Annotated in this window: 10 protein-coding genes; 7 read left to right on the forward strand and 3 right to left on the reverse strand. The window is 58.5% G+C overall.

The window, feature by feature from the left end:
• The first annotated feature begins 55 nt into the window (after window positions 1–55).
• The gene (locus NYE85_RS19075; RefSeq protein ID WP_259006253.1) at window positions 56–1,006 is read left to right on the forward strand and encodes a VirK/YbjX family protein; all 951 of its coding nucleotides are present in this window, start codon (window positions 56–58) and stop codon (window positions 1,004–1,006) included.
• A gap of 15 nt (window positions 1,007–1,021) precedes the next feature.
• On the opposite strand, the gene NYE85_RS19080 is transcribed toward NYE85_RS19075, so the two are convergent.
• Window positions 1,022–2,680, reverse strand: coding sequence for an ATP-dependent endonuclease (locus NYE85_RS19080; RefSeq protein WP_259006254.1), 1,659 nt, complete (start codon window positions 2,678–2,680; stop codon window positions 1,022–1,024).
• A 174-nt stretch (window positions 2,681–2,854) separates the two neighbouring features.
• Between NYE85_RS19080 and NYE85_RS19085 the strand changes: the two genes are divergently transcribed.
• The 5 genes from NYE85_RS19085 (at window position 2,855) to ltaE (ending at window position 9,659) form a co-directional block, all read left to right on the forward strand.
• Window positions 2,855–3,751, forward strand: coding sequence for a lysine exporter LysO family protein (locus tag NYE85_RS19085; RefSeq protein ID WP_259006255.1), 897 nt, complete (start codon window positions 2,855–2,857; stop codon window positions 3,749–3,751).
• Window positions 3,752–3,912: 161 nt separating this feature from the next.
• Complete coding sequence (hcp, locus tag NYE85_RS19090) at window positions 3,913–5,562, forward strand: hydroxylamine reductase (RefSeq protein WP_259006256.1); 1,650 nt, start codon at window positions 3,913–3,915, stop codon at window positions 5,560–5,562.
• Window positions 5,563–5,616: 54 nt separating this feature from the next.
• Entirely contained in the window at window positions 5,617–6,621 is a 1,005-nt protein-coding gene (gene hcr, locus NYE85_RS19095; RefSeq protein WP_259006257.1) for an NADH oxidoreductase, read from the forward strand.
• 196 nt (window positions 6,622–6,817) lie between these two features.
• A complete protein-coding gene (gene poxB / locus NYE85_RS19100) occupies window positions 6,818–8,539 on the forward strand; it encodes a ubiquinone-dependent pyruvate dehydrogenase (RefSeq protein WP_259006258.1) in 1,722 nt (573 codons plus the stop codon).
• A 103-nt stretch (window positions 8,540–8,642) separates the two neighbouring features.
• Complete coding sequence (gene ltaE / locus NYE85_RS19105) at window positions 8,643–9,659, forward strand: low-specificity L-threonine aldolase (protein ID WP_259006259.1); 1,017 nt, start codon at window positions 8,643–8,645, stop codon at window positions 9,657–9,659.
• A 37-nt stretch (window positions 9,660–9,696) separates the two neighbouring features.
• On the opposite strand, the gene NYE85_RS19110 is transcribed toward ltaE, so the two are convergent.
• Window positions 9,697–10,389: an N-acetylmannosamine-6-phosphate 2-epimerase gene (locus NYE85_RS19110; RefSeq protein WP_259006260.1), complete on the reverse strand. Its 693-nt coding sequence runs from the start codon at window positions 10,387–10,389 to the stop codon at window positions 9,697–9,699.
• Window positions 10,386–11,942: a PTS transporter subunit EIIC gene (locus tag NYE85_RS19115; protein ID WP_259006261.1), complete on the reverse strand. Its 1,557-nt coding sequence runs from the start codon at window positions 11,940–11,942 to the stop codon at window positions 10,386–10,388. Before NYE85_RS19115 ends, NYE85_RS19110 begins: the two co-directional genes overlap by 4 nt.
• 168 nt (window positions 11,943–12,110) lie before the next feature.
• Between NYE85_RS19115 and NYE85_RS19120 the strand changes: the two genes are divergently transcribed.
• Window positions 12,111–12,938, forward strand: coding sequence for a MurR/RpiR family transcriptional regulator (locus NYE85_RS19120; protein WP_259006262.1), 828 nt, complete (start codon window positions 12,111–12,113; stop codon window positions 12,936–12,938).
• Window positions 12,939–12,949: the final 11 nt, after the last annotated feature.

Consider the following 12,949-nt stretch of genomic DNA (forward strand, 5'->3'; position numbering starts at 1 on the left):
CGTTTAGTGACTGCTTGATGAAATGTGCGCATTCAATACCGCCAAGGATCACATCATGTCACAGCTCAGCTATCCACTCGTATCCACTCGGCCGCTCAATGGCCTGCAACTGATGCTTTCGCTGATCAACGGCTCGCTGGCACCGAGCCAGGCCTGGCACAAGACCGCATTCCGTCTCAAGTTTATCAGCCGTTCGCTGCTGCACTGGCGCACCACCTGCGGTCTAATGAATACACTGGCCAGCAACCCGCTACGAGAAGATATCTTGCGTGCCCAGCCCAACCTGCCGTGCAAGCTGCACCGGCCGTATCTGGCAGCGAACATGACTCAGCTAGAAGGCCTGTTCGCACTGCGCGATCACTACGATCTGATCGCCCAGCGCATGCCGATGAAACTGCGTATCGGTCACCTCGCTCCACAGCCGATGGTCATCGCCAGCGCCAGCGATAGAAACGGCGAACGCATCACGCTGGAACTGGCGGCGATTGATAAATTGAATAAAGAAGGAGAGGCGACGCTGTTGCTGCGCAACGCCGGCGGCGTGATGCTGGCGGAAATCACCTTTACCCTGATGCATTTTCAGCAGCAACCGACGCTGTTCATTGGCGGTCTGCAAGGCGCGAACCATGGGGTGCCGCACGCGGAAATCCAGCAAACCACCAAGGCCTGTCACGGGTTGTTCCCAAAACGCCTGGTGCTGGAAGGCGTGGGACATCTGGCACGTCATTTAGGCATCCAGCAATTGGTTGCGGTCGGCAACGGCACCCATATTTACCAGAACTGGCGTTATAAAAGTAAAAAGCGCGACAAACTGCATGCCGATTACGATCTGTTTTGGCTGTCGATGGGCGGCAAGCCGCTGGCCAATGGCTATTTTCTGCTGCCGGAGCGTATTGCACGCAAGCCGCTGACGGAGATTGCCAGCAAAAAGCGCGCCGAATACCGCCGTCGCTACCAGTTACTTGATGAGTTGGAGCTTACGCTGGCAACGCACTTTGCTCGCTAAACCCGGCGCACAAATTTAATCGGCCCGGCCGCGTGCCAGCCAAACCACCCGCGAAAACATTTTCTTCAGCAGTGGCGGCACCGAATCGGTGCCCCACTCGCCGGCCTGCAACGCAACCTCAATCGCCAAATCCGGTTTTGAGGAGTGGTGCACCGCTTTCAGAATCACCTTGCGCATCGGCACCTGCGCGTTAATCGGCACCGACGCTACGCGGTGATATACCGGACTGAACCCTTCCTTGTACATGAAATGTTCCATGTCCATCGCCGGCAAGGCGGTCAGGCGATCGCGCTCGATATCGCCATGCTGCTCCAGCACGCTGCGCACGGTGTTGGCGTATTTTTTACCAGCTTCATCGCCATCCACCAGCGCATGCCACTGGATACCCATGCGGCGAGCAAACTTCAGCAACGGCTTCAGACCGCACTGGGCAAACTCGATCACCCGTACGCCCTCGGTTTCAAAATGATAGCCGCATTGACGCGCCAGTTCGTTCAGCAGCCAGACTTCGGTTTCCCCTTCTACCAGCAGCCAGCAACGGGCAAACAGCGATGACGGCCGATTGAAACGGATATGGAAGGCAATGCGCCGGGCATCCTCGGCACCAAGCCCCTGCGGGCCAAGGCGGTAGGTGGCGACCCGGCCGGACTCGCGCACCAGTCGGCAAACCTGATCGACCGGCACCAGCGACACCAGTTCGCTGGAATTGGTGGTGGTAATGCGCTGCAACGGCAATTGGTTGAGCAATCCCCAGGCGACCGACAGCATGATCGGGTGCAAACGGGTTTCCGGATCTTCCACCAACAGCAAGGGCCGCGCGTGCGGCTCCAGCGCCACATTGCCCTTGGCCTGCAATAAGGTGGAAAACATCCCCAACAGTATCAGTCGCATGCTGCGGCTGTTCGGTTCGGCAACCATCCGATTGATGCTGTCAAGCGAGCGCCATGCCTGTTGTTCCTGCTGCTGACGGCGGCGGCGCGGCCCGCTGACCTGAGCCCCCTGCTCGGCAAAATAGTGCTCCAACAGTTGCTGCATCGCCGCCAGCCCCTGGCGCAACTCGCCGTTGGTCAGTTTTTGCGGATTACGCACCAGCTCTCGCGTTAGCTGATTCAATTGTTCGGTCATCGCCTGATGGTCGACCGGTAGGCGCTGGTGGTGCGTGTCGTTACGCAGACGACGAATAAAGCGCGCATCGCGCAGCCGCAGCACCGGGTGGATACGAATAAGGGCGTGCACCAGTTGATCGATATGGTGCAATTGCAACGGGTTGCCTTCGGCATCCAGGAAACCACGCCAGGTACACACCGTATCATCATCGGCCAGCTCGCCCTCGCAGCGGTAATGAATACGGTTCAACCCATCACTTCCCTTGATCCACAACGGCGACAGATGGCGATAGCGTGGCAGGTGGGCATGGCCAACATCCTTTTCACAGAAGGTGAAGATGATTTGCAGATGCCGCTCCTTCGCCGCCTCATCCCCCGGTGGAAAATGGAAGTCATGGGTTTCAAAGCGATAGAGAGCCTGTTCCGGTGCCAGCAATAATGTCAACGCATCCAGCAGACTGGATTTCCCCCAGGCGTTTTCCCCCAGCAGCAGCGTATTGTCATCCAGCGTCAGCGACAGTCGATTAATGCCACGGAAACCTACAATCTCAACCCGTTCTAAGTACATCCGTCGCCTCCCGTGCGAACCATCACCGTCCCGAATGGGGTGACCTCCAGAGCATGGTCAAAAAACCCGTTGCAGGTCAAGCAGACAAGTATAAATCTGCCGCTTTACTCCGTGACGGCTTTTGGTTAGCGTGTTGGCCTCGCCTTACCCCAATTCAAGGAAGATAGTTCCATTATGTATTCCGGTCTGCTGATTATTCTATTACCGCTGATTATCGGTTATCTGATCCCGTTGCGCAGTAAAACGCTCATCCAGCGTATTAACCGGCTATTGAGCTGGATGGTGTACGTCATTCTGTTTTTTATGGGGATCAGCCTGGCGTTCCTGGAGAATCTCAGCAGTAATCTGCTACTGATCCTGCAGTACACCACAGTATTCGTTCTGTGTATCTTTTGCGCCAACCTGCTGGCGCTGTACCTGCTGGAACGCAATCACCCCTGGCACAACAACCATAAACAGGAAAAGCTGCCGTCGCGACTGCATATGGCGCTGGAATCTCTCAAGCTCTGCGGCGTAGTGCTAGGTGGTTTCGCCCTTGGGTTGACGCAGTGGTCGTGGTTCGAGCACGCCGCCACCGGCAGTGAATACGCGTTGATCTTCCTGCTGTTGCTGGTGGGGATCCAACTGCGCAACAGCGGCATGACGTTGCGGCAGATAGCGATCAATCGCCGCGGCATGCTGGTCGGCATGGCGGTGGCCCTCAGCGCATTGGCCGGCGGCGCGCTGGCGGCGCTGCTGCTGGGCCTGCCGTTCAAAACCGGTCTGGCAATGGCATCGGGGTTCGGCTGGTATTCGCTGTCCGGCATCCTGATCGCCGACGCCTACGGCCCGGTGCTTGGCAGCACGGCGTTCTTCAACGATCTGGCGCGCGAGCTGGTGGCGATCATGCTGATCCCCACGTTGGTCCGTCGCAGCCGTTCAACCGCCCTCGGCCTGTGTGGCGCCACCTCGATGGATTTCACCCTGCCGGTTCTGCAACGCAGCGGCGGACTGGAAATGGTGCCGCCTGCCATCGTGCACGGCTTCCTGCTTAGCCTGCTGGCGCCGGTGCTGATCGCTTTGTTTTCATAATGGTTATCGGGGGGCCGCCCCCGAAATAATTCCCATCCTCAGCCAATTTTGCGCTAAATCAAATTTGCTCCACATTGCCAGACAAAAGACTTCTTCAGCACCGGTTGTCGATCTATGCTTTTAAACAAGCATTTAAAATGCAACTTTAAAAGGAAACGACTATGTTCTGCGTGCAATGTGAACAAACCATCCGAACCCCTGCCGGCAACGGCTGCTCTTACGCACAGGGGATGTGCGGCAAAACGGCGGAAACCTCCGATCTGCAGGATCTGCTGGTGGCCGCGCTACAAGGGCTTTCCGCCTGGGCATTACAGGCTCGTGCCCTGGGGATTGTCGATCATGACGTCGACAGCTTCGCCCCACGCGCCTTTTTCGCTACCCTGACCAACGTCAACTTCGATTCAGAACGCATCATTGGCTATGCGCGTGAAACCATTGCCCTACGTGATACATTGGCGGCTCGCTGTCGTCTGCTGGACGCCTCGGCGCAGGTCGATCACCCTCTGGCATCGCTACAACTGGCCGGCAACGATATCGGCACGTTACTGCAACAGGCCGCCCAGTTCGCCCTGGACGCCGACAAGGCCGAGGTCGGCGATGATATTCACGGTTTGCGCATGCTGTGTCTCTATGGCCTGAAAGGCGCCGCCGCCTATATGGAGCACGCACACGTGCTGGGTCAGTTCGACCCGCAGATTTATGCCGAATACCACGCCTTTATGGCCTGGCTCGGTACCCAGCCGCGCGATCTCGATACCTTGCTGAATAACGCGATGGGCATCGGCAAGATGAACTTCAACGTAATGGCGATCCTCGATCGTGGCGAAACCCAGGCTTACGGCGATCCGCAGCCCAGTGCGGTCAACGTGCGTCCGGTCGCCGGCAAGGCGATCCTGATTTCCGGCCACGATCTGAAAGATCTGCGCATGCTGCTTGAACAAACCGAAGGACAAGGCGTCAACGTCTATACCCACGGTGAAATGCTGCCGGCACATGGCTATCCGCAACTGAAAAAATTCAAACACCTGGTGGGCAACTACGGCAGCGGCTGGCAAAACCAGCAGGTGGAGTTCGCCAAGTTCCCCGGTCCGATCGTGATGACCTCCAACTGCATTATCGATCCCGACGTCGGCAACTATGGCGATCGCATCTGGACGCGCAGCATCGTCGGCTGGCCTGGCGTCAATCATCTGGAAGGCGATGACTTCTCGGCCATCATTCAGCAGGCCCAGAGCATGCCTGGCTTCCCGTACAGTGAAATCGAACATCTGATCACCGTCGGTTTCGGCCGCCAGACGTTACTCAATGCGGCCGATACGGTGATCGATCTGGTCAGCCGGAAAAAACTGCGTCACGTATTCCTGGTGGGTGGGTGTGACGGCAGCCGCGGCGAGCGCAGCTACTATACCGACTTTGCCCGCGCCGTACCGTCTGACTGCCTGATCATGACGCTGGCCTGCGGTAAGTATCGTTTTAACAAGCTGGATTTCGGCACGCTGGAAGGCCTGCCGCGTCTGCTGGACGTCGGCCAGTGCAATGATGCCTACGCCGCCATCATGCTGGCGGTGAAACTGGCCGACACGCTGGGCTGCTCGGTGAACGATCTGCCCTTGAGCCTGGTGTTGTCCTGGTTTGAGCAAAAGGCGATTGTGATTTTGCTGACATTACTGTCGCTGGGGGTGAAAAACATCTTTACCGGTCCGACCGCGCCGGGGTTCCTGACCGACAACCTGTTGGCGATCCTCAACCAAAAATTCGGCATGCGTCCGATCACCAGCGTTGAGCAGGATCTGCACACCATTCTCGGCTGATGCCATTATTTCCCGGGGCTGCCTAAGGGCGCCCCGTATGTTTTGAGGTGCCTTATGACCCAACCCAGCCCACTTTGCTCAAACCGCATGCAGGTACATTCGATCCAGCAGGAAACCGCCGACGTCTGGACCCTTAACCTGATAAACCATGATTTTTACCCCTATCAACCTGGCCAGTTCGCACTGGTCAGTATTGATAACAGCAATGAAACGCTGCGTGCCTATACTCTCTCGTCCTCACCCGGCCTGAGTCGCTTTATCAGCATCAGCGTACGCCGCCTGCCGGGGGGCGTCGGCTCACGTTGGCTGACCCAGGCGGTCAGACCCGGCAATACGCTGTGGCTGTCCGACGCACAAGGCGAATTCAGTTGCCAGCAGCACCCGAGCGATCGCTATCTGATGCTGGCCGCCGGCTGTGGCGTAACGCCAATCATGTCAATGTGCCGCTGGCTGACGGTCAACCGCCCACGGTGCGATGTGCAGGTGATCTACAGCGTGCGCCAGCCGAGCGAGGTGATTTTCGCCGATCAATGGCCGCAGCTATGCGCCGCGCACCCGCAGTTGCAACTGACGCTGATGGCCGAACATGAAGCCCGCCCCGGCTTTCTCAGCGGGCGCATCAACGCCCAACTGCTGCAACAGACCGTGCCGGACATCGCGCAACGCACCGTTATGACCTGCGGTCCAGCGCCGTACATGGCGCAGGTTGAGCAACTGTGCCGCCAACTTGGTGTCCCCGCTGCCCAGTTCCACCAGGAGCAATTCCATACGCCGACGCCCGGCGACGCTGACAGCGAAACTACGCTGGCGCTGCGCATTGGCCAACCGCTGCGTGAATTCCGCGTACCGGTCGGCAGCACGCTACTGGCGGCGCTGGAGATGCATAACCTGCCGGTGACCGCCGCCTGCCGCGCCGGTGTGTGCGGTTCATGCAAAACCCGCGTGCTGTCCGGTGATTACACCACCTCCAGCAGTATGACGCTGACGCCGAACGAGATTGCCCAAGGCTACGTGCTAGCCTGTAGCTGTCAGTTGCAAGGTGACGTCACCCTCGCCTAAACGTTCGATGCCTTATCCCCCGCCGATAAGGCATTTATTGGTACGACCATTACCCCATCGCCGGCTAGGGTTATTTCTGGTCAGGTGTTCTTTACCTTTCCTGACGCCAACGACGCACGGCTGTAAGCTATGCTTGCAGTTGTTCTGCACGCATCTCACCGGAATGAGCCGCGTGTTTTCACCTGATGGGGGAACCATGAAGCAAACAGTAGCCACTTTGATCGCCAAAACCCTGGACCGGGCTGGCGTAAAACGGATCTGGGGTGTTACCGGCGACTCGTTGAACGGCCTCAGCGACAGCCTGCATCGCATGGGCACCATTGAATGGCTCGGCACGCGACACGAAGAAGTCGCCGCCTTCGCCGCCGGCGCCGAAGCGCAATTGACTGGCGAACTGGCGGTGTGCGCCGGCTCCTGTGGCCCGGGCAATCTGCACCTGATAAATGGCCTGTTCGACTGTCATCGCAATCACGTGCCTGTACTGGCGATTGCCGCCCACATCCCGTCCAGCGAAATCGGCAGCGGCTATTTTCAGGAAACCCACCCACAGGAACTGTTCCGCGAATGCAGCCACTACTGCGAGCTGGTGTCCAATCCGGAACAGTTGCCGCGGGTGCTGGAAATCGCCATGCGCAAGGCGATTCTCAACCGCGGTGTGTCGGTGATCGTGCTACCGGGAGACGTGGCGCTTCGCATGGCGCCGGAAGATGCCGACATCGTCTGGCAAACCCCGCGCCTGCCGCTGGTACAACCGCCGATGAGCGAACTGAACGCGCTGGCGGAAACGCTCAACGGTGCCAAAAACATTACCCTGATGTGCGGCAGCGGCTGTGCCGGTGCGCATGACGAAGTGGTCAAGCTGGCGGAACTGCTGCAGGCGCCAATCGTGCATGCGCTGCGTGGCAAGGAGCACATTGAATGGGACAACCCCTACAGCGTCGGCATGACCGGGCTGATTGGCTTCTCTTCCGGCTATCATGCGATGATGAACGCCGATACGCTGCTACTGCTCGGCACCCAGTTCCCCTACCGGGCATTTTATCCGACCGGCGCCAATATCATTCAGATTGATATCAATCCGGGCAGTATCGGCGCCCACTGTCCGGTCAATACCGCGTTGGTCGGCGATATCAAAACCACGCTGGCCGCGCTGCTGCCACAGTTGGATCCGAAGAGCGACCGCAAATTCCTCGACAAGGCGCTGGCGCACTATCGCGAGGCGCGCAAGGATCTTGATGGCCTGGCAACCTGTAATGACGATCAACCGATCCACCCGCAATATCTGGCCCAGCAAATCAGCCACTATGCCAGCGATGACGCGATCTTTAGCTGCGACGTCGGTACGCCGACGGTTTGGGCTGCCCGTTACCTGAAGATGAACGGCAAACGGCGGCTACTGGGTTCGTTCAACCACGGCTCAATGGCCAATGCCATGCCGCAGGCCATCGGCGCGCAGGCCACCGCGCCGGATAAGCAAGTGATTGCCCTGTGCGGCGACGGCGGATTCACCATGCTGATGGGCGATTTCCTGTCACTGGCGCAGCTGGCACTGCCGGTCAAGGTAGTGGTGTTCAATAACAGCGTGCTGGGCTTTGTGGCGATGGAAATGAAAGCCGGCGGCTACCTGACCGACGGCACCGATCTGCATAACCCGGACTTTGCGGCGATCGCCAACGCCGCCGGCATCAAGGGCATCCGTGTGGAAAAGGCCTCCGAGCTGGATGCTGCGCTACAGACCATGCTGGCACACCCCGGTCCGGCGCTGCTGGACGTGGTAACCGCCAAGCAGGAACTGGCAATGCCACCGCAGATCAAGTTCGAGCAGGCCAAGGGCTTCAGCCTGTATATGCTGCGCGCGATCATCAACGGGCGCGGCGATGAAGTGGTCGAATTGGCCAAAACCAACTGGCTGCGTTAACGCCCATGGGTGTGGCATTAGCCGCACCCAGTTTTCCCTTTCTCCGTTTGCCATTGCGGTTATGATGGAACAATAACCTCCATATTCAGAATAAGGGATGCCGATGCTTATTGATTTACGTAGTGATACCGTGACCCGCCCCAGCGCCGCGATGCGCGCTGCCATGAGCAATGCCGAGGTCGGTGATGACGTCTATGGCGATGACCCAACGGTTAATGCCTTACAGGCCGAAGCGGTGCGCCTGTCGGGCAAGCAGGCGGCGCTGTTTCTGCCCAGCGGCACCCAGGCCAATCTGGTGGCGTTGCTGAGCCACTGCCAGCGCGGCGAGGAGTACATCGTCGGTCAGCAGGCGCACAACTATAAATACGAAGCCGGCGGCGCTGCGGTGCTGGGCAGCATCCAGCCTCAGCCGATAGAAGCCGACGCCGACGGTACCCTGCCGCTAACGGCCGTCGCCGCTGCTATCAAACCCGACGATATTCACTTCGCCCGCACCCGACTGCTGAGCCTGGAAAACACCATCAGCGGCAAGGTGCTGCCACTGACATATCTGAAACAGGCGTGGGAGTTCAGCCGCGAGCGCCAGCTGGCGCTGCACATCGACGGCGCGCGCATTTTCAACGCGGCGGTGGCGCTCAATGTGCCGCTGCAAGAGATCGTGCAATACTGCGATACCTTTACCCTTTGCCTGTCGAAAGGTCTGGGCGCGCCGGTGGGATCGCTGCTGTGCGGCAGCAGTGAGTTTATTCAGCGCGCCAACCGTTGGCGTAAAATGACCGGCGGCGGTCTACGGCAGGCGGGGATTCTGGCGGCGGCAGGGCTATATGCGCTGGAACACAACGTCGAGCGGCTGCGGGAAGACCACGACAATGCCAAGTGGCTGGAACAGCAGTTGCGCGATATCGGCCTGGAGATCGTCGAACCCGGTGCCCAGACCAACGTGCTGTACCTGCGCCAACCGGCAGAACAGGCGGCCAAACTGGGCGCGTGGATGCGCGAGCGCGGCGTGTTGCTGAGCAGCGGTCCGTTAACCCGGCTTATCACCCACCTCGACCTCAGCCGGCAGGATTTGCAGCAGGTGGTCAATCTGTGGCGTGAGTTCCTGCAACAGCAACGATAGACGCAAATACCGCCCTGACCAGTGCAGGGCGGCCGGTTCAGCCACCGATCGCCTGCACAAACCGTTGGGTGATCTGTTGCGGCCGGGTAATCGCCCCGCCAACCACTACTGCGTGGGCGCCCAGAGCCAGGCAGCGCGCCGCCATGGCTGGCGTTTCCACATTGCCTTCGGCAATCACCGGGCGCCCTACCGCCGCCAGCACCTGACGCAAAAAGCAAAAATCATCCTGCGCCAGCTTTTGACCACGCGTTTGCGCGGTATAGCCGTGCAAAGTGGTGCCTATGCAGTCAAAGCCGAGCGTATCGGCATTGACTGCCTCCGCCAGCGTGGCGATATCCGCCATCAGCAACAGCTGCGGGTATTTGCTGCGGATGGCTTGCACCAGCGCAGCCAACGGCAACGTTCCCGGCCTTGGATGCGCCGTCGCATCCAGGGCGATCATCTGCGGTGACAGGCACATCAGCTCGTCGACTTCCCGCAGGGTCGGCGTGATATATACCGCGCTGTCGGCATAATCACGTTTAATGATGCCGATTACCGGCAGCAAGACCGCACGCATGATCGCCTTTAGATCCTCAACGCCGTTGGCGCGAATTGCCGCCGCGCCGCCGGCTTCAGCCGCGACCGCCATACGCGACATAATATAATCGCTATGCAGTGGTTCGCCCTCCAGCGCCTGACATGACACCACCAATTTCCCTTTGATCTGCTGCAACATGGAAACCGTCATAAATCCAATAACTCCTCTACTTCGTTTTTGATGATGGTAACGTGTGGACCATAGATCACCTGAACGCCGTTGCCGCGCACGATCACCGCCCGGGCGCCGCTGGCTTTCAACTCGGCCTGGTTGACGTGTCGCCCGTGCTTGAGCGTGACGCGCAGCCGAGTGGCGCAACAGTCGAGATCGACCACATTATCCCTACCCCCCAGCGCTGCCAGGATCTGCTGCGCGCGGGCCGAGGCGGACTGCACCGTTTCGCTGACTGTGTCGTCAGCGCGCCCCGGTGTTTTGAAATTGAAGCGCACAATCAGAAAGCGGAACGTACAGTAATACAGCAGGAACCACGGTACGCCGACCAAAGGTACCCACATCCAGTTGGTTTTCGCTTCACCCTGCAACACGCCGAACAGAATGAAATCGATAAAGCCGCCGGAGAAGGTCTGGCCAATGGTAATCTGCAGCATATGCGCCAGCATAAAAGCCAGTCCGTCAAATACCGCGTGCACCACGTACAGCGCCGGCGCAATAAACAGGAAGGAAAACTCGATCGGTTCAGTAATGCCGGTCAGAAAAGAGGTCAATGCTGCCGACAGCAGCAAGCCCCCCACCCGCTTACGGTTTTCCGGTTTGGCGGTTTGATACATCGCCAGACAGGCTCCGAGCAGACCAAACATCATGGTGATAAATCGGCCAGACATAAAACGCGCGGTGCCGAGGTAAAACTGCTGGGTGGTCGGATCGGCGAGCTGGGCAAAGAAGATACGCTGGGTGCCTTCAACCAGTTGCCCCTGAATCACCTCGCTGCCGCCGAGCGCGGTGGTCCAGAACGGCAGATAAAAAATGTGATGCAGGCCAAACGGGCCTAGCATGCGCAACACAAAGCCGTAGATAAAGGTGCCCAGATAGCCGGTGGCCTCTACCAGCCCACCCAGGCCAAAGATAAGCTGCTGAACGTGCGGCCAGATCGCGGTCATCAGCGCCCCGACTGCCATTGCCGCCAGCGAACTGATAATCGGGATAAAGCGTGAACCACCAAAAAATCCGAGGAACTGCGGCAGCGCAATCTTGTTGTAGCGATTATGCAGATACCAGGTCACCAGACCGATCGTCACGCCGCCAAACACGCCGGTTTCCAGTGTCTGGACGCCAAGGATCATCCCTTGGCCGACTGCACCAGGGTTTTCGACCGCCAGCGTGCCGTTGATTTTTAGCAACGCATTGATGGTAGCGTTCATCACCAGATAGGCAATCAGCGAAGCCAGGCCGGCGGTGCCCTTGTCTCTTTTGGCCAGCCCCACCGCCACGCCGACGGCAAACAGCACCGCCAGATTGGCAAAGACGATCGATCCGGCGCTGGCCATCACGCTGAACACGCCTTGCAGCCAGCCGATATTCAAAAACGGATAGGCTTCAACGGTATTGGGATTGGAAAGCGCCCCGCCGATGCCCAACAACAGCCCGGCGGCTGGCAGCACGGCGATCGGCAACATAAACGATTTACCGAAAAGCTGGGCTTTTTCAAACCAGCTTTTCGACGATGTTTCCCCGATTGATGACATAAAGTTTCCCCATTTATATTTTTTATTGATGAAAATTTTTACCACAAATAAAATTAATAAATGAAAATTTTAATCACAAAGAGGATCGTCGTCACAAAGCGGGGAATTCAGTGGCGGGCGACAACCCCTTTCCGTCACAATAGAACCAGACCGAATCAAAAGGGTAACGTGATGAATAGCGGAAATTTGTTGTTGCGGCTGCGACAAGATTTGGCTGGGTACAGCCCGACGCTGCACAAACTGGGGAATTATGTCATCGAGCAACCGTCCAGGGTGCTCTACTTCACGATTACCGAACTGGCACGCGAGAGCGCTACCAGCGAAGCCAGCGTTACGCGACTATGTCGCCACCTGGGGTGCAAGGGATATACCGAATTCAAGATGGCACTGGCACTGTGCGTGCAGCAAGGTGTACAGGAGCCAGCCAGCGAGCTGAGCATCAGCGAATCACTGGTGGAAGAAAGCGTGCAGGCGTTGCGCGATACCGGAGCGCTGCTCGATCGACAGGCCTTGCAGCAGTCGGCACTGGCGCTGCATCAGGCCCGCTCGATACAGATTTACGGCGTCGCCGCCAGCGCGATTATCGGCGATTTTCTGCAGTATAAACTGCTGCGTCTCGGCAAGCCGGCACTGCTGTTTAGCGATATGCATCGGGCGGCGATGAATGCCGCATCGCTGGCGGAAAACGACGTGGCGATAGCCATTTCCAGTTCCGGCTCCACCAAAGACATTCTGCATGCGGTGACCCTGGCGAAGCAACGCCATGCTCAGGTGATCGTCATCAGCAATAACCAGCGCAGCCCGCTGGCCAAACTGGCCAATATTCTGCTGGTGGCCGCCAAGCCAGAGGGACCGCTGAACGCCGGCGCACTGCCGGCCAAGGTCGGGGCGATGTTGCTGGTAGAGTTAATGGCGTCGGAGCTGGCGCAACGTGATGTCGCCTATGTGCAGTCGGTACAAACCACTGCCAGCGCCACGCTGCCACTGTTGCTGTAGTCAGCGATACG

This window comes from Serratia sp. AKBS12 (assembly GCF_024793895.1).
Classification (GTDB): Bacteria; Pseudomonadota; Gammaproteobacteria; order Enterobacterales; family Enterobacteriaceae; genus Serratia_F.